At 70.0% G+C, this 26,680-nt stretch carries 23 protein-coding genes; 10 read left to right on the top strand and 13 right to left on the bottom strand.

Annotated features, from left to right (window positions below):
* Positions 1-52 precede the first annotated feature (52 nt).
* On the top strand, positions 53-508 hold the full coding sequence (locus QSJ95_RS01370) for a GNAT family N-acetyltransferase (RefSeq protein WP_285639339.1): 456 nt from the start codon (positions 53-55) through the stop codon (positions 506-508).
* Here QSJ95_RS01370 and QSJ95_RS01365 read toward each other — a convergent pair.
* The 3 genes from QSJ95_RS01365 to dksA are packed head-to-tail and all read right to left on the bottom strand — an operon-like array spanning position 505 to position 2,779.
* Positions 505-1,122: a DUF1826 domain-containing protein gene (locus QSJ95_RS01365; RefSeq protein WP_285639336.1), complete on the bottom strand. Its 618-nt coding sequence runs from the start codon at positions 1,120-1,122 to the stop codon at positions 505-507. The genes QSJ95_RS01370 and QSJ95_RS01365 overlap by 4 nt on opposite strands.
* A complete protein-coding gene (gene zigA / locus QSJ95_RS01360) occupies positions 1,122-2,324 on the bottom strand; it encodes a zinc metallochaperone GTPase ZigA (protein WP_043270024.1) in 1,203 nt (400 codons plus the stop codon). The genes QSJ95_RS01365 and zigA overlap by 1 nt, the downstream gene beginning before the upstream one ends.
* 26 nt (positions 2,325-2,350) lie before the next feature.
* Positions 2,351-2,779, bottom strand: a complete 429-nt coding sequence (dksA, locus tag QSJ95_RS01355) for an RNA polymerase-binding protein DksA (protein WP_285639333.1) — start codon at positions 2,777-2,779, stop codon at positions 2,351-2,353.
* A 105-nt stretch (positions 2,780-2,884) separates the two neighbouring features.
* On the opposite strand from dksA, the gene QSJ95_RS01350 reads away from it, so the two are divergent.
* Positions 2,885-3,292 (top strand): hypothetical protein, encoded by a 408-nt coding sequence (locus QSJ95_RS01350; protein WP_285639331.1) that lies wholly within the window; start codon positions 2,885-2,887, stop codon positions 3,290-3,292.
* A gap of 289 nt (positions 3,293-3,581) precedes the next feature.
* Here QSJ95_RS01350 and QSJ95_RS01345 read toward each other — a convergent pair whose 3' ends face one another.
* Positions 3,582-4,760: an N-acetylmuramoyl-L-alanine amidase gene (locus QSJ95_RS01345; protein ID WP_285639330.1), complete on the bottom strand. Its 1,179-nt coding sequence runs from the start codon at positions 4,758-4,760 to the stop codon at positions 3,582-3,584.
* 67 nt (positions 4,761-4,827) lie between these two features.
* Here QSJ95_RS01345 and folE2 point away from each other — a divergent pair, with 67 nt between their 5' ends.
* Genes folE2 through QSJ95_RS01325 form a run of 4 tightly spaced genes read left to right on the top strand, consistent with a single transcriptional unit; the run spans position 4,828 to position 8,142 of the window.
* A complete protein-coding gene (gene folE2, locus QSJ95_RS01340; protein WP_285639329.1) occupies positions 4,828-5,721 on the top strand; it encodes a GTP cyclohydrolase FolE2 in 894 nt (297 codons plus the stop codon).
* Positions 5,718-6,383: a metal ABC transporter ATP-binding protein gene (locus QSJ95_RS01335; protein ID WP_285639328.1), complete on the top strand. Its 666-nt coding sequence runs from the start codon at positions 5,718-5,720 to the stop codon at positions 6,381-6,383. Before folE2 ends, QSJ95_RS01335 begins: the two co-directional genes overlap by 4 nt.
* Positions 6,383-7,246 carry a metal ABC transporter permease gene (locus QSJ95_RS01330; protein ID WP_069862806.1) on the top strand — a complete coding sequence of 288 codons (864 nt, stop codon included), beginning with the start codon at positions 6,383-6,385 and terminating at the stop codon, positions 7,244-7,246. The genes QSJ95_RS01335 and QSJ95_RS01330 overlap by 1 nt, the downstream gene beginning before the upstream one ends.
* A gap of 23 nt (positions 7,247-7,269) precedes the next feature.
* Positions 7,270-8,142, top strand: a complete 873-nt coding sequence (locus tag QSJ95_RS01325) for a metal ABC transporter substrate-binding protein (RefSeq protein ID WP_285639326.1) — start codon at positions 7,270-7,272, stop codon at positions 8,140-8,142.
* Here the strand turns inward: QSJ95_RS01325 and QSJ95_RS01320 are convergent.
* Both QSJ95_RS01320 and cfaB read right to left on the bottom strand, forming a co-directional pair.
* Positions 8,139-8,591 (bottom strand): GNAT family N-acetyltransferase, encoded by a 453-nt coding sequence (locus QSJ95_RS01320; RefSeq protein WP_058487893.1) that lies wholly within the window; start codon positions 8,589-8,591, stop codon positions 8,139-8,141. The two genes, QSJ95_RS01325 and QSJ95_RS01320, sit on opposite strands and share 4 nt — an antisense overlap.
* A gap of 513 nt (positions 8,592-9,104) precedes the next feature.
* A complete protein-coding gene (cfaB, locus tag QSJ95_RS01315) occupies positions 9,105-10,289 on the bottom strand; it encodes a C17 cyclopropane fatty acid synthase CfaB (protein ID WP_285639324.1) in 1,185 nt (394 codons plus the stop codon).
* A gap of 278 nt (positions 10,290-10,567) precedes the next feature.
* Here cfaB and QSJ95_RS01310 point away from each other — a divergent pair, with 278 nt between their 5' ends.
* On the top strand, positions 10,568-12,046 hold the full coding sequence (locus tag QSJ95_RS01310) for an MDR family MFS transporter (protein ID WP_009614612.1): 1,479 nt from the start codon (positions 10,568-10,570) through the stop codon (positions 12,044-12,046).
* 21 nt (positions 12,047-12,067) lie between these two features.
* Here QSJ95_RS01310 and QSJ95_RS01305 read toward each other — a convergent pair whose 3' ends face one another.
* The gene (locus tag QSJ95_RS01305; protein WP_009614611.1) at positions 12,068-13,369 is read right to left on the bottom strand and encodes an MFS family transporter; all 1,302 of its coding nucleotides are present in this window, start codon (positions 13,367-13,369) and stop codon (positions 12,068-12,070) included.
* Positions 13,370-14,000: 631 nt separating this feature from the next.
* On the opposite strand from QSJ95_RS01305, the gene QSJ95_RS01300 reads away from it, so the two are divergent.
* Positions 14,001-15,326: an OprD family porin gene (locus QSJ95_RS01300; RefSeq protein WP_134163347.1), complete on the top strand. Its 1,326-nt coding sequence runs from the start codon at positions 14,001-14,003 to the stop codon at positions 15,324-15,326.
* 541 nt (positions 15,327-15,867) lie between these two features.
* Here QSJ95_RS01300 and QSJ95_RS01295 read toward each other — a convergent pair.
* Genes QSJ95_RS01295 through QSJ95_RS01280 form a run of 4 tightly spaced genes read right to left on the bottom strand, consistent with a single transcriptional unit; the run spans position 15,868 to position 21,678 of the window.
* On the bottom strand, positions 15,868-18,999 hold the full coding sequence (locus QSJ95_RS01295) for a CusA/CzcA family heavy metal efflux RND transporter (RefSeq protein ID WP_069862814.1): 3,132 nt from the start codon (positions 18,997-18,999) through the stop codon (positions 15,868-15,870).
* A 15-nt stretch (positions 19,000-19,014) separates the two neighbouring features.
* Complete coding sequence (locus QSJ95_RS01290) at positions 19,015-20,262, bottom strand: efflux RND transporter periplasmic adaptor subunit (protein WP_285639321.1); 1,248 nt, start codon at positions 20,260-20,262, stop codon at positions 19,015-19,017.
* Positions 20,263-20,287: 25 nt separating this feature from the next.
* Positions 20,288-20,458 (bottom strand): hypothetical protein, encoded by a 171-nt coding sequence (locus QSJ95_RS01285; protein ID WP_253391010.1) that lies wholly within the window; start codon positions 20,456-20,458, stop codon positions 20,288-20,290.
* Positions 20,458-21,678, bottom strand: a complete 1,221-nt coding sequence (locus QSJ95_RS01280) for a TolC family protein (RefSeq protein WP_502945255.1) — start codon at positions 21,676-21,678, stop codon at positions 20,458-20,460. Before QSJ95_RS01280 ends, QSJ95_RS01285 begins: the two co-directional genes overlap by 1 nt.
* A 485-nt stretch (positions 21,679-22,163) precedes the next feature.
* Here QSJ95_RS01280 and QSJ95_RS01275 point away from each other — a divergent pair, with 485 nt between their 5' ends.
* Both QSJ95_RS01275 and QSJ95_RS01270 read left to right on the top strand, forming a co-directional pair.
* Positions 22,164-22,838: a heavy metal response regulator transcription factor gene (locus QSJ95_RS01275; RefSeq protein ID WP_043270052.1), complete on the top strand. Its 675-nt coding sequence runs from the start codon at positions 22,164-22,166 to the stop codon at positions 22,836-22,838.
* On the top strand, positions 22,835-24,220 hold the full coding sequence (locus QSJ95_RS01270) for a heavy metal sensor histidine kinase (protein ID WP_285639316.1): 1,386 nt from the start codon (positions 22,835-22,837) through the stop codon (positions 24,218-24,220). Before QSJ95_RS01275 ends, QSJ95_RS01270 begins: the two co-directional genes overlap by 4 nt.
* Here QSJ95_RS01270 and QSJ95_RS01265 read toward each other — a convergent pair whose 3' ends face one another.
* Together QSJ95_RS01265 and glmS are read right to left on the bottom strand one after the other, a co-directional pair.
* A complete protein-coding gene (locus QSJ95_RS01265) occupies positions 24,221-24,544 on the bottom strand; it encodes a co-regulatory protein PtrA N-terminal domain-containing protein (protein ID WP_009614585.1) in 324 nt (107 codons plus the stop codon).
* A gap of 293 nt (positions 24,545-24,837) precedes the next feature.
* Positions 24,838-26,673, bottom strand: coding sequence for a glutamine--fructose-6-phosphate transaminase (isomerizing) (gene glmS / locus QSJ95_RS01260; RefSeq protein WP_269961937.1), 1,836 nt, complete (start codon positions 26,671-26,673; stop codon positions 24,838-24,840).
* Between the last annotated feature and the right edge of the window lie 7 nt (positions 26,674-26,680).

Below are 26,680 nucleotides of genomic sequence, written 5' to 3'. Positions count from 1 at the left end.
CGGGCGTGAGAGGATGGGCGGCCTTTTCCACCTGCCGCCGGAGCCTCACGCCATGGACCTCACCTGGAGCTGCCAACACCACAGCGAACTGAGCAAGGAGACGCTGTACGCCCTCCTGCGCCTGCGCTGCGAGGTCTTCGTGGTGGAGCAGAACTGCCCCTACCAGGACATCGACGACCAGGACCTGTCCGGCGACACCTGCCACCTGATGGCCCACGAGGGCGGCCAGCTGCTGGCCTACCTGCGCCTGCTCGACCCGACGACGCACGACGGCGAAGTGGTCATCGGCCGCGTCATCACCGCCGCCGCCGGGCGCGGTCGCGGCCTCGGCCACCAGTTGATGCAGCGCGCCCTGGACGAAGCGGCGCGGCGCTGGCCGGGCAGCCCGGTGTATCTCTCAGCGCAGGCGCACCTGCAGGGCTACTACGGCCGCTACGGCTTCGTCGCCGAGGGCGAGGTGTACCTGGAAGACGACATCCCGCACATCGACATGCGCCGCCCGGCCTAGAGCCAGTCCAGGGTCAGCAGCAGGCGCCGCGTGCCCGGCGCCGGGGCGGGCGAGCGGTGGACGATGCCGGCGCCCTCGTTGCCGATCCATTTCTCGCCCTTGAACAGGCCCACGTCGCCCACTTCCAGGCGCTGGATGCTCGCCGGCTCGGCCTCGCCGAGACGGTCGCGGGGCAGGGCGCCTTCCTCCAGCCATTCGCTGGCGCAGCCGGCGTAGCTGGTGACCAGCCGCAGCGCCACGTGGTCGACGTGGAAGCGCGGGCACATGGCCCGCTCCAGGCTGCGCAGGCGCAGGCCCACGCGGCGCGCGCCGGTCAGGCAGGCGAAGGCCTCCACCAGCCAGGCCAGGTCGTTGGCGAAGAGCGTAGCGCCCGGGCTCTCGTCGAACAGGCCGCGCAGCTGGTCGCTGCGCCCGGCCTCGTCCAGCTCCAGGGTCGCGTGGCGGGCGTAAAGCGCCTCGTCCTGCACCAGGGCCTCGGCATAGGCCGCCAGCTCGGGGAACAGGCGGCGCCGCCAGACCGCCAGGTTGACGCCGTCGTGCAGCACCTCGGCGAGCACCTGCGGGTCGTCGCCGAGCACCTGGCGCGGCGTGCATTGCAATGACCGGGCGAGCATCAGGCGTCCTCCGTCCAGGACTCGAAGGGGTCGGCCAGCCGCGCCCAGGCCTGGGGCCCGGCGGCGAATTCGGCGTCGTCCAGCAGGCAGGCGTCCAGCTCGTCCTCCAGGCGGGCGAAGTCGATGCCCTGGCCGATGAACACCAGTTCCTGGCGGCAATCGCCGGTCTCCGCGCTCCAGTGGCGCATCACCTGGCGCAGGCCGTCCTCGTCCTGCGGCCAGCGTTCCTTCGGCACGAAGCGCCACCAGCGCCCGGCCAGGCCGTGGCGCATCAGGCCGCCGGCCTGGGACCAGCTGCCGGCCTCGCGGTAGCGGCTGGCCAGCCAGAAGAAGCCCTTGGAGCGCAGCAGGCGGCCGTTGCTCCAGGGCGTGGCAAGGAAGTCGTGGAAGCGCTGCGGGTGGAAGGGCCGGCGCGCGCGATAGGCGCGGGAGGCGATGCCGTACTCCTCGGTCTCCGGCACGTGTTCGCCGCGCAGTTCCTTGAGCCAGCCGGGGGCCTGGGCGGCGCGCTCGAAGTCGAAGCGGCCGGTGTCGAGGATCCATTCCAGCGGCACCTGGCCCATGACCATGGGGCGGATCTCGGCGTCGGGGTTGAGGCCGCGGAGGATCGCCAGCAGCTCTTCGCGCTCGGCGCTGGAGATCAGGTCGACCTTGCTGAGCAGGATGACGTCGGCGAACTCCACCTGGTCGATCAGCAGGTCGGCGATGGAGCGCTGGTCTTCCTCGCCCAGGCTCTCGCCGCGGCTGGCCAGGCTGTCGCTGCCCTGGTAGTCGCGCAGGAAGTTCAGGCCATCGACCACGGTGACCAGGGTGTCCAGCCGCGCCAGGTCGGACAGGCTGCGGCCCTGCTCGTCGCGGAAGGTGAAGGTCTCGGCCACCGGCAGCGGCTCGGAGATGCCGGTGGACTCGATCAGCAGGTAGTCGAAGCGGCCTTCGGCGGCGAGCTTCGCCACTTCCTGCAGCAGGTCTTCGCGCAGGGTGCAGCAGATGCAGCCGTTGCTCATCTCCACCAGCTTCTCTTCGGCGCGGTTGAGGCTGACGTCGCGCTGCACCTCGCTGCCGTCGATGTTGATCTCGCTCATGTCGTTGACGATCACTGCGACGCGGCGGTGCTCGCGGTTCTTCAGCACCTGGTTGAGCAGGGTGCTCTTGCCGGCGCCGAGGAAGCCGGAAAGGACGGTGACGGGTAGGCGTTGCTTCACGGTGGTGGCTCTCTGTTATGGATTCTTCAGGCGTCGCGCAGGTGCAGCTCGCGGCGCTCCTGGCGTTCCTTGGCCTCGACGCTGAGGCTGGCGGTGGGGCGCAGCAGCAGGCGGCGCAGGCCGATCGGCTCGCCGGTCTCGGCGCACCAGCCGTACTCGCCGCGGGCCAGGCGCTCGAGGGACTGGTCGATCTTGTCCAGCAGCTTCTTCTCGCGCTCCAGCAGGCGCAGCTGCCACTGGCGCTGCTCCTCGCGGCTGGCGATGTCGGCCTCGTCGCCGGGCCGTTCCACCTCGCGCAGCGCGTCGAATTCGCTGTCGATGCGCGCCTGCAGCTCGGCGCGCTGGCGCAGCAGCAGGTCGCGGAAGAAGGCCTGCTGGGCCTCGTTCATGTAGGCGCTGGCGGGTTGTGCCAGCAGTTGCCGTTCGCTGAGGACCGGTTCGGCTTGCAGGGACATGGCGGTCTCCGGAAGGACGGGATCGAATTGTTATAATATAACATTTCGTATTCGACAATCCGCCGGCGTACCATGGAGGCCCGTCCAGCCCGCCCCGAGGTCCCGATGAAAGCCGCCGCCCTGACGCTCTGCCTGCTGCTCCTGGCGCCCCTGGCGCGGGCCGCGGGGGAGCCGCCGCTGGCCTTCCCCGGCCTGCCGCCGGCGGCCTGCGCCTGGCTGGCCAACGTGCTGGCCTGCATGGACCGCGACGGCAGCCACTACAGCATCGCCACCCTCGGCCACGACACCTACCTGCGCGGTTTCGACGCCGCCAGCGGCCAGCGCTGGGCGCAGACCGGCACGCGCTACGGGCGCCTGACCTTCTTCAGCGGCGTGAGCAGCGACGGCCAGGTGTGGCTGGGCACCAGCCGCGGCATCGGCTGGACGCACATCAGCCGCTTCAGCAGCTCCAGCGGCGGCCAGGCGAAGCTGACCTGCGGGCGCGTCAGCGGGTGCAGCCAGCAGGTGCGGTAGGCGCCCGGCCACGCCACTGCCGGACGCATGGGGAATCGCGGACGGAGTCCGCTCCTACGGTTCGCGGGGCAGCACGGTATTCCACATTCCGGCGCGATTCGCGGATGAGATCCGCTCCTACGCTGCCCCACCCACGCCATTCCCCTGTAGGAGCGCGCCCTGCGCGCGAATCGCGGGCAGGGCCCGCTCCTACAATTGTCGTGAAGCACGGAGTTTCCTCGTAGGAGCGGACTCCGTCCGCGATAGGCCGAGCCCCGCCGCGAAATCGCAGATGAATCCGCTCCTCGCCCTACGCCTTGCCCTGCTCCCGCAACGCCGCCAGCAGGCTCCCCACCGGCGGGCGCTGGCGGAAATAGCCGTGCAATCCATCGAAGATCGCTCCGGCCAGCTCCTGCTGGTGCCGCGCGTCGTGCAGGCGGCGGCAGTCGGCGTCGTTGGAGATGAAGCCGGTCTCCACCAGGATCGAGGGGATGTCCGGTGACTTGAGCACGGCGAAACCGGCCTGGTCGACGCGCTCCTGATGCAGCCGGGTGATGCCGCCGAGGCTGCGCAGCACGCTGTGGCCCAGGTCCAGGCTGGAGGCGATGGTGGAACTCAGCGACATGTCGAGGATCACCTTGGCCAGCGCCGGGTCCTTGCCCTGCAGCGGCAGGTTGCCGGCGGCGCCGATCAGGTCGGCGCCGTTCTCGCGCTCGGCCATGAAGCGCGCCAGGGTCGAGGTAGCGCCGTGCTCGGAGAGGGCGAACACCGAGGCGCCGGAGGCCGTGCGGCGGGGCGCGGCGTCGGCGTGTACCGAGACGAACATGTCGGCGTTGCAGCGCCGCGCCACTTCCACGCGCTGGCGCAGCGGGATGAACACGTCGACGTTGCGCACCAGGCGCGCCTTGAAGCCGCTCTGACGGTCGATGCGCCGCGCCAGGTTCTGCGCGATCAGCAGCGCCACGTCCTTCTCCCGCTCGCCGCGCGGGCCGAGGGCGCCGGGGTCCTTGCCGCCGTGGCCGGCGTCCACCACCACGAGGATGTCGCGGCCCTTGCCGGCAGGCTTCGCCGTGGCGACCGGGGCAGGTGCCCCTGCTGGATGCAGGTCGAGCACCAGGCGATGGCCCCTGCCGGCCTGGGGCCCCAGGGCGAAGGCCTGCAATTGCACCGGCTCGGCCAGGTCCAGCACCAGGCGCGTGCCGCCGTCGGCCAGGCGCCCGCTGCGCAGGCCGCGCAGCGGGCCGGACGGGGCAGGGGAGGCCAGGGGCGTGCCCAGGCTGGCGCCGTCCAGGTCGACCACCAGGCGCTCCGGCGCGGAAAGGGTGAAGGTGCGGTAGTGGAAGGGCCCGTCGAGGTCGAGGACCAGGCGCAGGCCCCCGGCCATGGCCTCGCTGCGCGCGCCGAGCAGGCGCGGGCCGGCGAAAACGTCCAGGGCGGGCAGCCAGGCGGCGCTGGCGAGCAAGGTTTGCAGCAGGCGGCGTCGATTCATGGCGCTTGCAGGAAGGAGTAGGAAACAATACGTTATATTATAACATTCACCAGTGCCAGCCATTCCCATGACCGCCTTTCTCCCCGACGTCGCCAGCCAGGCCGCGTCCGACACCCTCGCCCTGGACTGGGTCGGCATGCAGGGCATCGCCCTGCCGATGCGCCTGCACGGCGAACGCCTGAACGCGCTGGCCGACGCCGGCGTCAGCCTGGACGCCGCCGCCGCCCGGGGCATCCACATGTCGCGCCTGTACCTGGCCCTGGCCCGCCTGGAGCAGGCCGAGCTGGGCCCGCAGCTGTTGCGCGAAGTGCTCGACGACTTCCTCGCCAGCCACGCCGGCCTGTCGCGCCGCGCCAGCCTGCGCCTGGCCTTCGACGCCCTGCTCAGCCGCCCGGCGCTGGTCAGCCCGCTCAGCGGCTGGAAGCAGTACCCCTGCGAGGTCCACGCGTGCCTGGACGATCAGGGCCTGCGCCTGGAGCTGCGCCTGCGCCTGGCCTATTCCTCCACCTGCCCCTGCTCGGCGGCCCTGGCGCGCCAGCTGATCCAGCAGCGCTTCACCGAGGATTTCGCCGACCGCTCGCCCAGCCACCAGGAAGTCCACACCTGGCTCGGCAGCAGCGCCGGCATAGTCGCCACGCCCCACAGCCAGCGCAGCTTCGCCGACCTGCATCTGCACCTGCGCGAGGGCCTGGACAGCCTGCCGCTGCGCGAGCTGCTCGACTGCGCCGAGGCCGCCCTGGGCACCGCCGTGCAGACCGCGGTGAAGCGCGCCGACGAGCAGGCCTTCGCCCTGGCCAATGGGCAGAACCTGATGTTCTGCGAAGACGCCGCCCGCCGCCTGCACCGCGCCCTGGCGCAACGCGGGGAACTGGAGGCCTTCGCGCTGAGCGTGGTCCACGCCGAAAGCCTCCACGCCCACGACGCCGTGGCCCGCAGCCAGTGGCGCAGGGAGGCCCCATGATCCATTGCCAGGCCCTGCAGTGGGGGCCGCCGCGCCTGCCGCTGACGCCGCCGCTGAACCTCGACCTGGGCGCCGGCAGCCTGACCGCCATCGTCGGCGCCAACGGCTGCGGCAAGAGCAGCCTGCTGAAGGTCATCGCCGGGCTGCAGAAGCCCCTGGCCGGGCGCGTGCGCGTCCAGCTGCGGCCGCGGGAGATCGGCTACCTGGTGCAGCAGCAGGCCCTCGACCGGCAATTCCCCATCGGCCTCGGCGAGCTGGTCGGCGCCGGCTTCTGGAACAGCCGCCTGCCCACCGCCGAGCGCCGCGACAAGCTGCGCCGGGCGCTGGCCGACTGGCAGTTGGAGGGCCTGGAGCAGCGCCCGCTGGCGGCGCTCTCCGGCGGCCAGCTGCAGCGCGCCCTGCTGGCCCGCCTGAGCCTGCTGGACAGCCCGCTGCTGCTGCTCGACGAGCCCGACGCATGCCTCGACGAAGCCGGCCAGGCGCTGCTCTGGCAGCACATCGACGCCTGGCACCGCGAAGGCCGCACCCTGCTATTGGTCTGCCACGACCTGGGCGCGGTGCGCGAGCGCGTCCCCGACTGCCTGTGCGTGGCCGCCGAGGGTTGCCGCCACGGCAGCAGCCGCGAGCTGCTCGCCAGCCGCTGCCTGGCGCGGGTGGCGTGATGGTCCTGCACACGCTGTGGCAGCCCTTCGTCGAATTCGCCTTCATGCGTCGCGCGCTGCTGGGCGGCGTGGTCCTGGCGTCGAGCGCGGCGCCCCTGGGGGTGTTCCTGATCCTGCGGCGCATGAGCCTGATCGGCGACGCCATCGCCCACGGCATTCTCCCCGGCGCCGCCATCGGCTTCTGGCTGGCCGGGCTGTCGCTGCCGGCGCTGACCCTCGGCGGCCTTGGCGCGGGCCTGGCGGTGGCCGGCCTGGCGGCCTGGGTGACGCGCCACACCGGGCTGCGCGAGGACGCCAGCCTGGCCGCGGTCTACCCCATCTCCCTGGCCAGCGGCGTGCTCCTGCTGGGCCTGGCCGGCAAGCGCCTGAACCTGCTGGAGCTGTTGTTCGGCTCGGCCCTGGCGGTGGACCGCACGACCCTGCTGGGCATGCTCGGCGTGGCCGCGCTCAGCCTCGGCGTGCTTGCGCTGATCTACCGCAGCCTGCTGCTGGACAGCCTCGACCCGCTGTTCCTGCGCAGCGTCAGCCGCCTCGGACCCTTCGCCCACGGGCTGTTCCTCGGCCTGGTGGTGCTCAACCTGGTGATCGGCTTCCAGGCCCTGGGCGCGCTGATGATGGTCGGCCTGATGATGCTGCCGGCCGCCGCCGCGCGCTTCTGGAGCCGCCGCCTGCCGGCGCTGCTGGCCCTGGCCGCGGGCATCGGCGCGCTCTCGGTGTGGCTGGGCCTGGCGGCGTCCTACGCCTGGTCGCTGCCCAGCGGGCCGGCCATCGTCCTGCTCGCCGGCCTGTTCTACCTGTTCTCCGTGCTGTTCGGCCCGGTGCACGGCCTGTTGCGCCGCGGCCTGCTGCCCATCCCCCAATGACCCTCCACCCAAGGAAACCCGCCATGCGCGCCCTTTTGCTGCTGTTCGCGTTCTGCCTGCCCCTGTCGCTGCCCGCCGCCGAGAAGCCGCGCGTGGTGACCAGCTTCAGCATCCTCGCCGACATGACCCGCGCGGTCGGCGGCGAGCACATCCAGTTGAACAACCTGGTCGGCCCCGACAGCGACGCCCACACCTACGAGACCACCCCGGACGACGCCCGCGCCGTGCGCCAGGCGCAGCTGGTGGTGGAGAACGGCCTGGGCTTCGAACCCTGGCTCGACCGCCTGGTGAAGAGCACCGAGACCCGCGCGCAGGTGATCCAGGCCAGCCACGGCGTGATCCCGCGCAGCCTGGAGGAGGACGGCCAGACCATCCCCGATCCGCACGCCTGGAACAACCTGGCCAACGCCGACATCTACGTCGACAACATCGCCAAGGCGCTGGAGAAGCTCGACCCGGCCAATGCCGCCGACTACCGGCGCAACGCCGAGGCCTACCTGAAGCAGGCCCACGCGCTGCTCGCCTACGCCAAGGACAAGCTCGGCAACCTGCCCGCCGACCGCCGCACCCTGGTCACCTCCCACGACGCCTTCGGCTACCTCGGCCAGGCCTACGGCCTGAAGCTGCTGGCGCCCCAGGGCCTGTCCACCGAGCGCGAGGCCTCGGCCACGGAAGTCGCCGAGCTGATCCGGCAGATCCGCGAGCAGCACATTCGCGCGGTCTTCGTGGAGAACATCAAGGACCCGCGGCTGATGCAGCAGATCGCCGAGGAAAGCGGCGCGAAGATCGGCGGCACCCTGCACTCCGACGCCCTGGCCAGCGAAGGCCCGGCCAGCACCTACCTGGGCCTGTACCGCAGCAACGTCGACACCCTCTACCAGGCGCTGACCGACTAGAGCACCAGGCTCAGGCGCAGGCGGTCGCGGCAGGGGATGCCGTTCTCGACGATGGGCTCGGGGTAGTTGAGGCTGAAGTAGTCGCTCTCCACGGCGCAGATGCGAAAGCCCATGCGCTGGTAGAGCCCCAACTGCGCCAGGCTGGAGTTGCCGGTGGCGATGTCCAGCCGCAACGCCCCGGCCGCCCGCGCCGCGTCGATGGCCGCGGCCAGCAGGCGCTTGCCCAGCCCACGCCCCTGCCAGGCCTCGTCCACGGCGAGGTTGGTGACTTCCAGCACGCCCCAGCTCACCGGTGTCAGCGCCAGCACGCCGCGGACTGCCTCGCCCTCGACCAGCGCCAGCAGGCGGGATTGCGGGAGGTAGCGTTCGATCTGCTCGCGGCTGGGGTCGGCGAGCAGGAGCAGGGGCCAGGGGGCTTGGGTGAGGGGGAGTTCCTGGAGGGTGGGCACGGGAGAGCATCCGGGCGGGGGCTGGAGGGGGCGTATTGTGCCGCAGAGGAAGCAGGGTTGCTTGGGAATGGAGCATGCCGGATGCAGTAGTGCTTTGGGGTGACTACGCTCCCTCTCCCCAGCCCTCTCCCTGAAGGGAGAGGGGGCTTGTCCGTGCCGAGAGAAGTGATGGTTTCAGTCGGAAACCTTCGGTGCTGCCGGCTGACTCAGGAATACCCACGCACTCCGAACGGTCCCCTCGCCCTTCAGGAGAGGGTTAGGGAGAGGGCGCTCTTCGGGGTGCGCACCGAACCCATCCGGCAGTGATGGCGATGGGTATCGCTTCGCTCAACACCATCCTACGGGCGTTGTGTTTGCCGGAGCCTGTAGGAGCGGACCTTGTCCGCGATAGCCGGAGGTTCCGGCGCGATTCGCGGATGAGATCCGCTCCTACGAGATGCCCCAACACCGTGCCCATGTAGGAGCGCGCCCTGCGCGCGAATCGCGGGCAGGGCCCGCGCCTACGGCCCCGCCTCAGGCGTAGATATCCTCCCGGCTCCACGGCACCTCGTGGCTGCCGTCCGCGTGCGGCTTGCTCGCCAGGATCTGGTGCAGGTTGATCCAGCCCTTCTTGAAGCCGTAGGCGCAACCGGCCAGGTACAAGCGCCAGATGCGCAGGGCCTGCTCCGGCACCAGCTTGGCGGCCTCGGCCAGTTTCGCTTCCAGGCTGGCGCTCCAGAAGTCCAGGGTGCGCGCATAGTGCAGGCGCAGGCCCTCGACGTCGACCACTTCCAGGCCCGCCTCGCTCATGCGCGACACCGCCAGGGACAGGTGCGGCAGCTCGCCGTGGGGGAACACGTAGCGGTCGATGAAGTCGCCGGCGCCGCGGCCCACCGGGCGGCCGTCGGTGTACTTGGCGGTGATGCCGTGGTTCATCACTAGGCCGCCCGGGCGCACCGCGTCGTACAGCTGCTGGAAGTAGAGGCCCAGGTTGGCGTGGCCGACGTGCTCGAACATGCCCACGCTGACCACCTTGTCGAAGCGGCCGTCGCGGGGCAGGTCGCGGTAGTCCAGCAGCTCCAGCCTCACCTTACCTTCCAGCCCCTCGGCCTTGACCCGTTCGCGGCCGAGCTTGAGCTGCTCTTCGCTCAGGGTGATGCCGTAGACCTCGGCGCCGAATTCGCGCGCCGCCAGGCGGGCCAGGCCGCCCCAGCCGCAGCCGACGTCGAGCAGGCGCTCGCCGGGCTTCAGGCGCAGCTTGCGGCACAGGTGGCGCAGCTTGGCCAACTGGGCGGTGGCCAGGTCTTCCGTGCCGGTCTCGTAGTAGGCGCAGGAATAGACCATCTCCGGGTCCAGCCAGAGCTTGTAGAAGTCGTTGGAGAGGTCGTAGTGGTAGTGGATGGCTTCGGCGTCGGTGCGCTTGTCGTGGCTTTCGCGGACGAAGTCGGCGGGCCCGTCGTCGACGCCCAGGGCCTCGCTCAGGGCATCGCCCATGGCGATGACGTCGCCGATCGGCCCCTCGATATCCATGCGCTTTTCGACGTAGGCGCGGCCGAGGGCGTCCAGGCTGGGCTGGCTGATCTCGGCCAGCAGCGTCGGATCGCGGACGATCAGCGTCACCTGCGGGTCCGGGCCGAGGTCGAAGGCCTGGGCATCGCCGATGCGGATGCGCAACGGCAATTGCAGGGACAGCAACTCAGAGGGCAGGTTGGCTTTCATGCATTCCTCCTGGTCACGAACAGAAAAACTATAGAACAGGACCCTCATAGCCTTCGCCTATGGGTGTTCCCGCCCTTCGTCTATCGGTGGATTCGGCGGCAGGTGCGAACGGAGCGCTGCAAAAGCGTAGCAGGAGATTTCTGACAGTCAGCGTGTCCATATCGAGATAGAGCCTTTACCGGATTGCAAAAGTGCGGCAGCGCGCCGCAGGCACAATCCGTTAGACTGCTAAGCATCCATCCCGTCCCAACAAATTCGCTCGTCCTCAAGGGGGTTGCTTGAATACCCTGAGCCACCCGCGTCCGCCGGTGCGCACCATCCTCATCGGGCTGATGCTGGCGATCTTCCTCGGCGCGCTCGACCAGACCATAGTCGCCGTCTCGCTGCCCGCCATCTCCGCCGGTTTCGCCAACTTCGACCTGCTGGCCTGGGTGATTTCCGGCTACATGGTCGCCATGACCATCTCCATGCCCATCTACGGCAAGCTCGGCGACCTCTACGGGCGGCGCCGGCTGATGCTCTTCGCCACCGCGCTGTTCACCTTCGCCTCGCTGCTCTGCGGCCTGGCCCAGAGCATGGAGCAGCTGGTGCTGGCGCGGGTGCTGCAGGGCGTGGGCGCCGGCGGGCTGATGTCGGTGAGCCAGGCGATCATCGGCGACATAGTCCCGCCGCGCGAACGCGGCCGCTACCAGGGCTACTTCAGCAGCATGTACGCGGTGGCGAGCATCGCCGGCCCCGTGCTGGGCGGGCTGCTCACCGAGTACCTGTCCTGGCGCTGGGTGTTCCTGATCAACCTGCCGGTGGGCCTGGTGGCCTTCGCGGTGTCGCGGCGCACCCTGGTGGGCCTGCCGGTGCCGGGGCGGCGGCCGCGCATCGACTACCTGGGCACGCTGCTGATGATCGCAGGCCTGGGCAGCCTGCTGCTGGCCATCACCGACGTCGGCCAGGGCGCCGACTGGCGCGATGCGCAGCTGCTCGGGCTGTTCGCCGCGGCCCTGGTGCTGCTGGTGCTGTTCGTCCTGCAGGAGCGCCGCGCCGCCGAGCCGCTGGTGCCCATGCAGCTGTTCGCCATCCGCGCGGCGACGCTGAGCTGGATGGTCGGCTTCTTCGCCAGCTTCCAGATCATCTCGCTGTCGGTGCTGGTGCCGCTGCGCTTCCAGTCGGTGACCGGCGCCGGCGCCGACAGCGCCGCGCTGCACATGCTGCCGCTGGCCATGGGCGTGCCGATCGGCGCCTACTGCTGCGGGCGCCTGACCACCATACTGGGCCGCTACAAGCCGCAGATAGTCGCCGGCGCGCTGCTGCTGCCCTGCGCGGTGGCCGGCCTGGCCCTGGTCACGCCGTCCAGCTTCTGGCTGTCGGGGCTGTTCATGCTGCTGTGCGGCACCGCCGCCGGCACCCAGTTCCCCACCAGCCTGGTGGCCGCGCAGAGCGCCGTATCGCATAGCCACCTGGGCGTCGCCACCAGCAACACCACGCTGTTCCGCTCCCTCGGCGGGGCGGTGGGCGTCGCCCTGATGTCGGCGATCCTCCTGGCCATGCTGCAGCCGCTGGCGGCCGGGCAGGGCTTCGGCCACGGCATCTCCGCCAACGAACTGCTCGCCAGCCTCGCCGGCCCCGGCCACGAGGACCGCCGCCTGCTGCTGGACGAAGTGTTCCGCCGGCTGTTCCTGGTCAACGCCGGCGTCGGCGTGCTGGCGCTGCTCATCGCCCTGGCGCTGCCCAACAGCCGCCTGCGCGGCAAGGTGGAGGACTGAGCCTCCACCGCCCGCGCGCCGTCAGTCCTCGTCGTTGAGGTAGCTGACCTTGCGCAGGTCCGGCAGCAGCAGGCAGACCACCAGCGCCACGCCGCACATCACCGAGACGTAGATGTAGAAGTACGACTCCACGCCGAGGCTCTTCAGGCCCAGGGCCGCGTATTCCGCCGAGCCGCCGAAGATGGCGTTGCCCACCGCGTAGGACAGGCCCACGCCCAGGGCGCGGATCTGCGGCGGGAACATCTCGGCCTTGATCAGCCCGCTGATGGAGGTGTACAGGCTGACGATGGCCATGGCCGCGATGATCAGCACGAAGGCCATGTAGGGGCTGGTGGTGGTCTTGAGCGCGGAGAGGATCGGCCAGGTGCAGAGCATGCCCAGCAGGCCGAACCAGAGCATCGAGGTCTTGCGCCCGATGCGGTCGGAGAGGGCGCCGAACAGCGGCTGCATGCACATGTAGACGAACAGCGCGAAGGTCATCACGCCGCTGGCCACCTTGGCGTCCATGCCCACGGTGTTGACCAGGTACTTCTGCATGTAGGTGGTGAAGGTGTAGAAGATCAGCGAGCCGCCGGCGGTGAAGCCGAGCACGGTGAAGAAGGCGCGCTTGTGGTGGGCGAACAGCTCGGTGAGGGTGCCGGACTCCGCGCGGTGCAGGTTCTCGTCCTTGGCCGTCTCGCTCAGCGAACGGCGCAGGTAGAAGGCGATCACCGCGGTGATGGCGCCGACCACGAAGGGAATCCGCCAGCCCCAGGCGCGCAGCTCCTCGTTGCTCAGCAGCTGCTGCAGGATCACCACCACCAGCACCGCCAGCAGCTGGCCGCCGATCAGCGTCACGTACTGGAAGGAGGCGAAGAAGCCGCGCTGGCCCTTGAGCGCCACCTCGCTCATGTAGGTGGCGCTGGTGCCGTACTCGCCGCCCACCGACAGGCCCTGGAACAGCCGCGCCAGCAGCAGCGCCGCCGGCGCCAGCACGCCGATGGTCTCGTAGGTGGGCATCACGGCGATGGCCAGGGAGCCGCCGCACATCATCAGCACCGAGATCATCATCGCCGTCTTGCGGCCCTTCTTGTCGGCGATGCGGCCGAACATCCAGCCGCCGATGGGGCGCATCAGGAAGCCGGCGGCGAACACCCCGGCGGTGTTGAGCAGCTGCACCGTGGGATTGCCCGAGGGGAAGAAGGCGTGGGCGAAGTAGATGGCAGTGAAGGCGTAGACGTAGAAGTCGAACCACTCCACCAGGTTGCCGGAGGAGGCGCCGACAATGGCGAAGATGCGTCGGGCGCGTTCTTCGGCGGAGTAATGCGGTACGGGTGCGTTCATGCGGGTTCTCTCGTCGATGACACTGTTGTTGGCGTTGTACGGCGGCCGTCCCTTTCGCCACCGGACGAGGTGCGGCAGGCCGCACTCGGGCAGCTTGCCGACACAATCTGTTACAGGAGTATAGCCCCCTGCCGATAGCCAGCTAACGATAAATCCTGCCGATCGACGGGGTGCCAACCATCGAAAGGGCGAATATCGAACGTCCGTTCGGCATTTCCGATTGACCGGCACAAGGCCAGCTTCTATCGTTTCGCCACCCACGCGTGCCTGCCGGGACTACTTGTCAGGTACCCCTCGGTGGGCCGCAGGGTCCGACCTTGTCCACAAGACAAGGTCGATTACCTTCCCCTCGCAGGGCGGCTCCTGCCGCAAAGCCTCGGTGCCCCGTCCACACCCCCGGACGCGCAGGCACCGGGGGGATAATGGTCCCCCCGCCTTCTTCATCTCCGCAGTCGCTCCCGTCTTCGTCCGCCGTTCGCCGGCTGACGGAATTGTCATGTCCGCCTCATCTCCGCGTCATTCCGCCGTCATCAGGATGGAGCCTGCCTGCGCGCGGCTCCCAGCCGCTGCGGGTGCACAACAACGATGCGGCGCCTCTCCGGCAGCCGCCCAACACCCCATGGAGCGATCGATGACACAGCGGCACATTCCCCTGGCCCTCTCCCTGCTCGCCGCCGGGCTGGCCAGCCCCCTGGCCGGCGCCGAGGAAGGCGCCGAGGGCTTCCTCGAAGGCCAGCGCCTGGACATCCTCAACCGCAACTTCTACTTCAACCGCGACGACCGCCACGGCCAGTCCAGCCCCAAGGGCAACGGCTACTCCGAGGCCTGGGCCCAGGGCCTCTTCGCCCGCTACCAGTCCGGCTACACCCGGGGCACGGTGGGCTTCGGCGTCGACGCCTTCGCCATGCTCGGCATCCAGCTGGACAGCGGCGACGGCCGCAACGGCGGGCACAGTTCGTTCGACGTGCTGCCGGTGGACGCCCGGGGCCGCACCCAGGACGAATACGCCAAGGCCGGCGGCGCCGCCAGGCTGCGCCTGTTCGACACCGAGGTGAGGATCGGCGACGTGTTCCCGCAGACGCCGGTGGTGCACTACGGCGACTCGCGCCTGCTGCCCGAATCCTTCCGCGGCGTGACCCTGAACAACGCCAGCATCAAGGGCCTGGACCTGCAGGCCGGGCGCCTGCATTCGATGAGCCAGCCCAACGAGCGCAAGATGAGCGAAGGCTTCGCGACCTTCTACGCCGGCCCCGTCGACGCCCCCTGGGTCGCCTACCTGGGCGGCGACTACGCGCTCACCGAACAGGTCAGCGTAAGCCTCTACGGCAGCCGCCTGAAGGACGCCTGGAAGCAGTACTACGCGGCCACCTCGGCGACCTACCCGCTGGCCGACGGCCTGGACCTGATCGGCGGCTTCACCTACTACAAGTCGGTGGACGACGGCGGCCGCGAGCTGCTCGGCGAGTTCAACACCAACATCTGGAGCGGCAAGCTCGGCGTGCGCTTCGGCGCCCACACCCTGGCCCTGAGCCACCAGCGCAACAACGGCAATAACGACTTCGACTATCTGCGCCAGTCGGACTCGATCTACCTGGACAACTCCATCCAGTACACCGACTTCAACTCGCCGAAGGAGCGCTCCTGGATGCTCCGCTACGACCTCGACATGCAGGCCTACGGCATCCCCGGCCTGAGCTTCATGACCCGCTACGCCCGCGGCAGCGACGCCGACTACAGCCACGCCAACGCGGTCTACATGCGCCGCGACGGGAACGGCGATCCATTGACCGACCAGAAGCGCTGGGAGCGCGACGTCGAGGCGAAGTACGTGGTGCAGAACGGCAACCTGAAGGACCTGTCCTTCCGCCTGCGCCAGGCGACGACCCGGGCCACGGCCTTCGAGTCGGACCTGGACGAGGTGCGGTTGATAGTGGAGTACCCGTTGCGGGTGCTTTGAGGTTCGGCTGTGGAGAAAGGCCCCTGCGGGGGCCTTTTTCGTTTGCGGGGGTGGTTTTGCTTTTGCGTAGGAGCGAGCTTGCTCGCGAACCCGGTTTCCCGGTGGCTTCGGTGCCTGGCCTGAAGAGCGCCCTCTCCCTAACCCTCTCCCTGAAGGGAGAGGGGACCGTTCGGTGTGCTCGGGTATTTCGGCGTTAGCCGGCTACTACACGGGTATCAGGATGAAACCACACCGCCTCTCGGCACGAACTAGCCCCCTCTCCCTTCAGGGAGAGGGCTGGGGAGAGGGAACGGAGTCAATCCAAGGCTCCGTTGCAACCGGGGGAACTCCGTTCGCGAGCAAGCTCGCTCCTACACAAAAGCCCAACCCCCTCCCTATCAAAATCGTCATCCCCACCTCAGCATCCTGTTACCGACGACAGGTTCCAATAACCCCGTCAGCCCCACTCGTGTGAACTGACGGCCGTCCCGGCAGCGAAAGCTCCTTTGGTAAGGGATGGCCCCTGAGGCGCCCCCCGCGGGCGCCTTTTTTACGTCCCTGCTCAGCCCACCTCATCGCGCCTGTGCGCCCAGCGATACAGCGCCGGCAACACCAGCAGCGTGAGCGCAGTGCTGGAGAGAATGCCCCCGATCACCACCGTAGCCAGCGGCCGTTGCACCTCGGCGCCGGTACCTGTGGCCAGCGCCATGGGCACGAAGCCCAGCGACGCCACCAGCGCCGTCATCAACACCGGGCGCAGCCGCGTCAGGGCGCCCTCGTGGATGGCCGCATCCAGCCCGCGGCCCGCCTCGCGCAGGTTGCGGATGAAGGCGAGCATCACCAGGCCGTTGAGCACCGCCACCCCGGACAGGGCGATGAAGCCCACCCCGGCGGAGATCGACAGCGGGATGTCGCGCAGCCACAGCGCCGCCACCCCGCCGGTGAGGGCGAAGGGGATGCCGGTGAACACCAGCAGGCCGTCGCGGACGTTGCCGAACATCATGAACAGCAGCACGAAGACCAGCAGCAGCGCCACCGGCACCACCACCTGCAGGCGCTTGGCCGCCGATTGCAGCTGCTCGAACTGGCCGCCCCAGGCGCTCCAGTAGCCGGCCGGCACCTGCACCTCATTGGCCAGGCGCTGTTCGGCCTCGGCGACGAAGGAGCCGATGTCGCGGCCGCGCACGTTGGCGCTGACCACCACCAGGCGCTTGCCGTTCTCCCGGCTGACCTGGTTCGGCCCCTGCAGCAATTGCAGTTGCGCCACCTGGCCGAGCGGGATGAAGGCGATGCGCCCGTCGGCGCCGGCCGGCAACGGCAGCAGCAGGCGCGACAGGCCGTCGATGTCGCTACGCTGCGCCTCGGGCAGGCGCACCAGCAGGTCGAAGCGGCGGTCGCCCTCGAACAGCGTGCCGGCCTGACGCCCGCCCACCGCGATGGCGACGAAGTCCTGCACGTCGCCCACGGCCAGGCCGAAGCGCGCCGCCCGGTCGCGGTCGATGTCGACGGTCAGCACCGGCAGGCCGCCAGTCTGTTCCACCTTCACCTCGGAGGCGCCGGGCACCCGGCGCAGGGCCTCGGCGATCTTCCCGGCGGTCTGTTCCAGCACCGCCATGTCATCGCCGAAGACCTTCACCGCCACGTCGCTGCGCACCCCGGAGATCAGCTCGTTGAAGCGCAGCTGGATCGGCTGCGACAGCTCGTAGTTGCTCCCCGGCACCTCGGCGGCGGCGCGCTGGATCTCCTCCACCAGCTGCGCGCGCGGCTTGCGCGGGTCCGGCCAGTCCTGCTGCGGGCGCAGCATCAGGTAGCTGTCGGAGATGTTCGGCGGCATGGGGTCGGAGGCGATCTCGGCGGTGCCGGTGCGGGCGAACACCCGCTGCACCTCCGGCACCCTGGCGAGGATGTGGCGCTCCAGGCGTTCCTGCAGCTCCACCGACTGCGTCAGGCTGGTGCCCGGCACGCGCAGCGCCTGCAGGGCGAAGTCGCCCTCGCTGAGGCTGGGCACGAACTCGCTGCCCATGCGCGTGGCCAGCAGGCCCGCGCCCAGCACCAGCAGCGCGGCGCCGGCGAACACCCGCGCGCGGTGGCCCATCACCCAGCCCAGCACCGGCTCATAGCCGCGCCGCGCGCCGCGCATCAGCCAGTTCTCCTCCTCGCGCACGCGGCCGCTGACGAACAGGGCGATGGCCGCCGGCACGAAGGTCACCGATAGCAGCATGGCGCCGAACAGCGCGATGACCACGGTGAAGGCCATGGGGTGGAACATTTTCCCTTCCACGCCGGTGAGGGCGAAGATCGGCAGGTACACCACCATGATGATCAGTTGGCCGAAGATCAGCGCGCGGCGCGCCTCCTTCGAGGCGGCGAACACCTCGTGCAGGCGCTCGCTGCGCGTCAGCAGGCGGCCGTGGTGCTGCTGGGCGTGGGCCAGGCGGCGGATGGCGTTCTCGACGATGACCACCGCGCCGTCGACGATGATGCCGAAGTCCAGCGCGCCCAGGCTCATCAGGTTGGCGCTGACGCGGTTGGCGAACATGCCGCTGAAAGTGAACAGCATCGCCAGCGGGATGACCATGGCGGTGATCAGCGCCGCGCGCAGGTTGCCGAGGAACAGGAAGAGCACGGCGATGACCAGCACCGCGCCCTCCACCAGGTTCTTCTTCACCGTGGCGATGGCCTTGTCCACCAGCTGCGTGCGGTCGTACACCGGCACCGCGCGCACCCCCGCCGGCAGGCTGCGGTTGACCTGTTCCAGGCGCTCGGCCACGGCGGCGGCGACGCTGCGGCTGTTCTCGCCGATCAGCATGAACACCGTGCCCAGCACCACCTCGCGGCCGTTCTCGGTAGCCGCGCCGCTGCGCAGTTCGCGGCCGATCTGCACCTGCGCCACGTCGCGCACGCGGATCGGCGTGCCTTCCAGGTTGGCCACCAGCACGTTGCCGATGTCCTCCAGGCCGGACAGCTGCCCCGGCGCGCGCACCAGCAGCTGCTCGCCGTTGCGCTCAATGTACCCGGCGCCGACGTTGCCGTTGTTGCGCTCCAGCGCCGCCAGCAGGTCGGCCAGGGTCAGGCGGTGCGCGGCCAGGCGTTGCAGGTCGGGCGCCACCTGGTACTGCCGGGCCTGGCCGCCGATGGTGTTGATCTCGGCCACGCCGGGCACGTTGCGCAGCTGCGGCTTGACGATCCAGTCCTGGATCACCCGCAGGTCGGTGGGCGTGTAGGGCGTGCCGTCCTCCTTGCGCGCGTCCTCGGCGGCCTCGATGGTCCACAGGAAGATTTCGCCCAGGCCGGTGGAGATCGGCCCCAGCGCCGCCTCGGCGCCTTCGGGCAGTTGCTCGCGGGCCTGCTGCAGGCGCTCGTTGACCAGTTGCCGGGCGAAGTAGATGTCGGTGCCGTCGGCGAAGATCGCCGTCACCTGCGACAGCCCCGAGCGCGAGATCGAGCGCGTCTGCTGCAGGCCCGGCAGGCCGGCCATGGCGGTCTCGATGGGGTAGGTGATGCGCTGCTCGGTCTCCAGCGGCGAGTAGCCGGGGGCGGCGGTGTTGATCTGCACCTGGACGTTGGTGATGTCGGGCACCGCGTCGATCGGCAGCTTCTGGTAGCTGGCCACGCCGAGGGCGGCCATGCCCAGCACGGCGAGCAGCACCAGGTAGCGCTGCTCGATGGCGAAACGGATGATGCGTTCGAACATGGGGGGCTCTCGCGGTCAGTGGGCGTGCTCGGCGCTGGCCTTGCCCAGCTCCGACTTGAGGACGAAGCTGCCGGCGGCAGCGACCTGCTCGCCGGCGGCCAGGCCCTGCAGCACCTCCACCCGGCCCTGGCCGCGCGCGCCCAGGCGCACCGGCTGGGCGACGAAGGCGCCGTCGCGGCGGACGAACACCACGTCCTGCTCCTCCACGCGCTGGATGGCCGCCTCCGCCACGCTGACCGCCGCCGCGCGCGGCGCGCCGGCCAGCGTCACCTGCACCGGCAGGCCCGGCCGCCAGGCGCCGCCGGGGTTCTCCACCACCACCCGCGCGCTGGCCATGCGCGACTGTTCGCCCAGCAGGTTGCCGACCTGGGCGACGCGGCCCTCGGCGCTCATGCCCAGGTCCACGGCCTCGACCTGCGCCGCCTTGCCCAGCTGCACCCAGGCCAGGTCGCGCGGCGCCACGGCGAAGGTGGCCCAGACCCGCGACAGGTCGGAAAGGGTGAAGGCGGCGGTGTTCTCGTCCACCACCTCGCCGCGCACCAGGTGCTTCTCCACCACCACGCCGTCGAAGGGCGCGCGCAACTCGTAGCGGTCGCCGCCGCCGGCGCCCAGGGCGCCGAGCTTCTGCCGGGCGTTGGCCAGGGCGATCTCGGCTTCCTGCCGGGCCTGGCGCGCCTGCAGGTAGTCCTGCTCGGCGGAGACCTTCTCCTGCCACAGCTGGCGCTCGCGCTCGTAGGTCACCCGCGCCAGTTCGAGGCGCCGCTGCGCCGCCGCCAGTTCGCTGCGCAGGTCCGACAGCTGCGGGCTGGCGATCACCGCCAGCAGCTCGCCGCGCTTCACCGCCTGGCCCAGTTCGGCCGCCACCTGCTGCACCACCCCGGCCACGCGCGGCACCAGGTGCGCGGTGCGGTCGGCGTCGAAGGCGATCTCGCCGGGCAGGCTCAGGCGCGCGGACAACTCGGCCGGCGCGGCGCGCTCCAGCTCCACGCCAGCGGCGCGCAACTGCTCGTCGCTCAGGCGCAGGCCGGCGTCTTCCTCGCCGTGTTCTTCGCTATCGGCGTGGTGCTCGTCGTCTTCGTGGCCAGCGGCCTCGCCATGGGCCTTGGCGGCGCTTTCGCCGTGGTGTTCGCCATCCTGGTGCGCGGCCGCCTCGCCATGCCCTTCCGGCGCCTGCGCGGCCCCGCCCGGCAACAGCGTGGCGGCGCCACCCAGCGCCAGCAGGAACAGCACGGCGGCGGCGATCTTCATTTCTCTCGACTTCATGGACTCTCCCGGATGGCCCCGCGCCTCAGGCGCCGATCAGGCTCGACAGCGCGCCCAGGGCGCGGAACAGGTCATGGATGCACCAGTGCCCGGCGGCGGAGCCGTAGGCCTGGTAGGGAAGGTGGCTGCTGGTAGCCAGCAACGCCGCCAGCAGCAGAGCCGACGACAGCCGGGCGCGCAGGGAGCGCCCGGCCATCAGCGCAGCGCCAGGTCGCCGAAGATGCGCTCGGTGCGAGCGCGCGCCTCGGCGAGGCGGGCCAGCGCCTGCAGGTACCGGTCGCGCGCGGCGAGCAGGGTGCGCTGGGCGTCGAGCACTTCGAGGAAGCCGAACTTGCCCATCTCGAAGCCGCGGGTGGCGGCGTCCAAGGCCTGGCGCGCGGCCGGCAGCAGGCTGTCGCGCAGGGTCCGCGCCTCATGCTGCGCGGTGCCCCACAGGTCCAGCGCCTGCTGCGTCTCGCGGCGCAGGCGCAGCTCGGTGGCGTTGCGCAGGTCGCGGGCCTGGTCCGCCCTGCGCGCCTCGGCCAGCAGGCGGCCCTGGTTGCGGTCGAACAGCGGCAGCGGCATGGACAGCCCGACCAGGTTCACCCGCTCGCGGGCCTCGTGGTCGTACTGGCTGCCCAGGGTGACGTCGAGGTTGGGCACGCGCTCGGCCCGCGCCAGCTGTATGGCGGCCTCGCGCTGGTCGACCTGGAGCAGCGCCAGGCGCAGCTCGGCGGTCTGCTCCAGGCGCCGCAGCAACTGCGCGGCCTGGGGCGGCGCCGGCAGCTCGGCGTTGCCGGCCACTTCGGCGAAGCCCGGCTCGGCCTCGCCCATGAGCCCGGCCAGGGCGCGGTAGGCCTGGTCGCGGTCGATGCGCGCGCGCTGCAGTTCCAGCTCCACCTCGGTCAGCTGCACCTGTGCCCGCGTCGCCTCCAGGGGGGCCGACTTGCCGGCGCGCACCCGCGCCTCGGCGGCAGCCAGGCCGCGGCGGGTCAGAGCCACCGACTCTTCGCCCAGGCGCAGCCGTTCCTGCGCCTGCAAGGCAGCCTGGAAGGCCTCCAGCACCTCGGCGCGCAGCGCGTTGCGGCGTACCTCCAGTTCCATTTCGGCAATCGCCTCGCCGCGCTCGGCCACGGCCACCCGCGCGCCGCGCTTGCCGCCCAGTTCCAGGGGCTGGGTCAGGGCGAGGGTGGTGGTGGAACGCTCGCGGCGGGTGTCCTCGGTCTCCCAGGACAGGCTCGGGTTCGGCAGCAGCGCCGCCTGGCGCCGCTCGCCCGCGGCAATGCCCCGGCCGCGAGCCACGGCGGCCAGCTCGGGGTTGGCCGCCAGCGCGGTGCGCAGGGCCTCGTCGAAGCCCAGGGCGCGGGCCTCGGCCGGCACGCCCGGCAGGCCGAGCAGAAGCAGGAACAGCGACAACGATGCCGGCCACGGACACAGGCCCGCAGCCGGCCAGCGGAACAGGCCACGAAAGTAGGACACGGCACACCTCAGGAAACGGCCCGGGACGGCGTTTTCGCCCCATGGACAGGCGGCAACTTCCAGGGAAGTTCCACCCACTGCCGCAACGTTAATTTCCTGCTTTTATCGGCAAGGTGACCCGTCAATTACAAATATGTCATTCAACCGAAGTTCATATTTTCCTGCGTTAGCATCGGCTTTATCCGGCTATCCAGGGCGCTCCGAACCAGGCCCTGAAAACCACCGATAAAGCCGCCTTATCAAGGATTTGGAACAACTAATGCGCCGCAATGGCAATATCCGGAAACATCCTTTGGGAGCCAGCGGCATTGACCCTGAAGCGGCTACAGCCCTTAGCCTCACTGGCCAGTTAAATATCGGAAAGTTCCCTGTCTACATATCCGTAATTCACACGTCCGATAAGTACAGAATTTTCAGACTTCATAAGTAAGGTCATTCCCCATATGCGAATCCTAGTTGTAGAGGACGAAGCCAAGACCGCCGACTACCTGCACCAGGGCCTGAGCGAAAGCGGCTTCGTGGTGGACCGCGCCGACAACGGCGTGGACGGCCTGCACCTGGCCCGCCAGGGCACCTACGACCTGGTCATCCTCGACGTGAACATGCCGCAGATGGATGGCTGGGAAGTGCTGCAGCAACTGCGCCGCGAGAGCGACACGCGGGTCATGCTGCTCACCGCCCGCGGCCGCCTGGCCGAGCGCGTGCGCGGCCTGGAGCTGGGCGCCGACGACTACCTGGTGAAACCCTTCGAGTTCCCCGAGCTGCTCGCCCGGGTGCGTACCCTGCTGCGCCGCAGCGAGCGGGTGAGCGCGCCGCCGGTGCTACGCATCGCCGGCCTGGAGCTGGACCCGGCGCGCCACCGCGCCTACCGCGACGGCCGGCGCATCGACCTGACCACCAAGGAATTCGCCCTGCTGCACCTGCTGATGAGCCGCAGCGGCGAGGTGCTGACGCGCACCCAGATCATCTCCCTGGTGTGGGACATGAACTTCGACTGCGACACCAACGTGGTGGAAGTCACCATCCGCCGCCTGCGGCTGAAGGTCGACGACCCCTTCGACAGCAAGCTGATCCACACCCTGCGCGGCGTCGGCTACGTGCTGGAGGCGCGCGAATGAAGCCGGCCAGCCTGTCCACCCGCCTGGCCCTGGGCATCGGCCTGCTCTGCGCCGGCCTGGTGGTGGTGTTCGCCCTGCTCGCCTACACGGCCCTCGACCACGAGTTGCAGAGCCGCGCGCGCAACGAGCTGGCCGACAAGCTCGGCCAGGTCCGCCACGCCCTGGATGCCGGCCTGGACGACCGCGCCCTGGCGCGCGGCCCGCACGAACTGCTGGACGTGGTGGCCGGCCACGACAACCTGGAGCTGACGCTGCTGGCCCCGGAGCAGGGCCAGGCGCCGCTGCTCGACACCGGCAAGCCGCAGCGGCTGGCCACCCTGGACAGCCTGCAACCGGGCAGCGAACCGCAGTACCACGCCTGGACCGACGACGCCGGCCGGCGCCTGCTCAGCATCGGCAGCCGGGTGCCGATGGCCAACGGCGCCAGCGTGCGCGCCCTGCTGACCCTCGAACGCGGCAACGACGATGCGCTGCTCGGCGCCTTCCGCCAGTCGGTGCTGGCCGGCGTGCCCTTCCTTCTATTGCTGGTGGGCCTGGGCGCCTGGTACGCGGTGCACCGCGGGCTGTCGCCGCTGCAGCGCTTCCGCAAGGTGGCCGCGCGCATTTCCACCGAGGACCTCAGCCACCGCATCCCGGTGGAGAAACTGCCGCTGGAACTGGGCGAGGCGGCCCAGGCGCTGAACGTCATGCTGCATCGCCTGGACCAGGGCGTGCAGCAGCTGACGCAGTTCTCAGACGACCTCGCCCACGAGCTGCGCTCGCCCATCGGCAACCTGCTGGGCAAGGCGCAGGTCACCCTGTCCCGCGAGCGGCCGCTGGAGGAATACCAGGCGGTGCTGGCCTCGGGCGTCGAGGAGCTGGAGCGGCTGTCGCGCATCGTCAGCGACATGCTGTTCCTGGCCCAGGTCAACCAGGCGCAGGTGCCTTTCGAGCGTCTCTCGCTGGGAGCCGAGGCCTGCCGCGTGGCGGAGCTGTTCCTGTATGCCGCCGAGGAGAAGGGGGTGGACATCGAGCTGTCCGGCGATGCCTGGGTCCACGGCAACCGCCTGATGGTGCAGCGGGCGATCTCCAACCTGCTGTCCAACGCCATCCGTCACGCGCCGGCCGGCAGCCAGGTCGACATCGACATCAAGGGCGGCGCGGAGGGCGTAGCGCTCTGCGTCAGCAACCCCGGGCCCGGCATCGAGCCGCAGCACCTGCCGCACCTGTTCGAGCGCTTCTACCGCGCCGATGGCGGCCGCTCGCGCCAGGAGGGCGGCACCGGCCTGGGCCTGGCCATCGTCCGCTCGATCATGAGCCTGCACAACGGCAGCGTCGCGGTGGACAGCGCGGCGGAAGGCCCGACGCGCTTCCACCTGCGCTTTCCCAACGCGGCCGCCTGATCACTTGCCGCGGTTGCAGCTGACGCGCTCGGCGCGGTATTCCAGGCGCTGCTCGGCGCCGTCGGAGTCCAGGTAGCGCATGCGCACCGGCACCACGCCGCAGCCCCGGGCCGGCGTCACTTCCAGCACCTGGGCGATGTCCAGGCGCATGCCGTACTCGTAGCGGCGGAAGTCGTCGGCCTGCGCCGGCGGGTTCGCGGCGGCCATGGCCGCCAGGCGGTTCTGCTCCATGCGCGCGAAGGTACGATCGCCCCCGCTCTCGGCCAGGGCCAGGGACGAAACGCCGAGCAGGCCGGCGAGCAGGAGAGGGCGGAACAGGTTCATGGCAGTCACCTCGTCGGTGGTGGTGGAAACTGCCTTCACCTTAAGCAGCGGGGCCTAACGGGAGCCTGAGGCGTGCATGACGATTCGGTTATCCGTGGGGGTGACCCGGCCCGAAGGGAAATGACCCAGCTGCCTAGGCTGAAGTGTTCCTGCGTAGGATGGGTTGAGCTTGCGATACCCATGCGGTTGCGCTGATGGGTATCGCTTCGCTCAACACCATCCTACGAAAAGCCATGCTCGCTCATGCGGTAGGAGCGGACTTTGTCCGCGATTGGATTCACCGGGCGCGCGGCTTATTCCACCGTAACCGACTTGGCCAGGTTGCGCGGCTGGTCGACGTCGGTGCCCTTGAGCACGGCCACGTGGTAGGACAGCAGCTGCAGCGGCACGGTGTAGAGGATCGGCGCCAGGCAGTCGTGGATCGGCGGCATGCTCACCACGTGGGTGCCCGGGCCGTTGCCCAGGCCGCTGTTGGCCTCGGCGAAGACGATCAGCTCGCCGCCGCGGGCGCGGACTTCCTGCAGGTTGGACTTGAGCTTCTCCAGCAGCTCGTTGTTCGGCGCCACCGTGACCACTGGCATGTCGGCATCCACCAGGGCCAGCGGGCCGTGCTTGAGCTCGCCGGCCGGGTAGGCTTCGGCGTGGATGTAGGAGATTTCCTTGAGCTTCAGCGCGCCCTCCATGGCCACCGGGTACTGGGCGCCGCGGCCGAGGAACAGGGTGTGGTGCTTCTCGGCGAACAGCTCGCCGACCTTCTCCACCACCTTGTCCATCGCCAGGGCTTCTTCCAGGCGCGTCGGCAGGCGGCGCAGGGCTTCCACCAGTTCGGCCTCGACACCCTCGCCCAGGCGGTTCTGCACCCGGCCGATGGCCAGGGTCAGCAGCAGCAGGGCCACCAGCTGGGTGGTGAAGGCCTTGGTCGAGGCCACGCCGATCTCCGGGCCGGCCAGGGTCAGCAGGGTCATGTCCGACTCGCGCACCAGAGAGCTGGTGGCGACGTTGCAGATCGCCAGGCTGGAAAGGAAGCCCAGTTGCTTGGCGTTGCGCAGCGCGGCCAGGGTGTCGGCGGTCTCGCCGGACTGCGAGATGGTGACGAACAGGGCGTCGGGCTGCACCGCCACCTTGCGGTAGCGGAACTCGCTGGCCACCTCGACCTGGCAGGGGATGCCGGTCAGCTCTTCCAGCCAGTAACGCGCCACCAGGCCGGCGTGGTAGCTGGTGCCGCAGGCGACGATCTGCACGTTGCGCACCTTGGCGAACAATTCGGCGGCGTTCGGCCCGAAGCTCTCCACCAGCACCTGGCCGGAGCCCAGGCGGCCTTCCAGGGTGCGCTGCACCACCTTGGGCTGCTCGTGGATCTCCTTGAGCATGAAGTGGCGGTACTCGCCCTTGTCGGCGGCCTCGGCGCCCTCGTGGTACTGCACCGCCTCGCGCTTCACCGGGCGGCCTTCGGCATCCCACAGCTGCACGCTATCGCGGCGCAGCTCGACGATGTCGCCTTCTTCCAGGTAGATGAAGCGGTCGGTGACCTGGCGCAGGGCCAACTGGTCGGAGGCGAGGAAGTTCTCGCCCAGGCCCAGGCCGACCACCAGCGGGCTGCCGCTGCGGGCGGCGACGATGCGGTCCGGCTGGTCCAGGCTGATCGCCGCCAGGCCGTAGGCGCCGTGCAGTTCCCGGACCGTGGCCTTGAGCGCGGTGGTCAGGTCGCCCAGCTCGCGCAGGCGCAGGTGCAGCAGGTGGACGATGACCTCGGTGTCGGTCTGCGAGGTGAACACGTAGCCCTCGCCCTTGAGGTATTCGCGCAGCTCCTCGTGGTTCTCGATGATGCCGTTGTGCACCACCGCCAGGCGGTCGTGGGAGAAGTGCGGGTGGGCGTTGGCCTCGCTGGGCGCGCCGTGGGTGGCCCAGCGGGTGTGGGCGATGCCCAGGTGGCCGGCCAGCGGCTGTTCGGCCAGGGCCTGCTCCAAGCTCGCCACCTTGCCGACGCGGCGGCGGCGCTGCAGCTCGCCGGCGGCGTCCACCAGGGCCAGGCCGGCGCTGTCGTAGCCGCGGTATTCGAGGCGCTTGAGGCCCTCGATCAGGATCGGGGTGACGTTACGTTCGGCAATGGCGCCAACGATTCCACACATGGGGCGT

Source organism: Pseudomonas sp. NBRC 100443 (assembly GCF_030268185.1).
GTDB classification, from domain to species: domain Bacteria; phylum Pseudomonadota; class Gammaproteobacteria; order Pseudomonadales; family Pseudomonadaceae; genus Pseudomonas; species Pseudomonas citronellolis.
The sequence above is the reverse complement of the archived record's forward strand: the minus strand, read 5'-3'. Positions and strand labels throughout refer to the sequence as shown.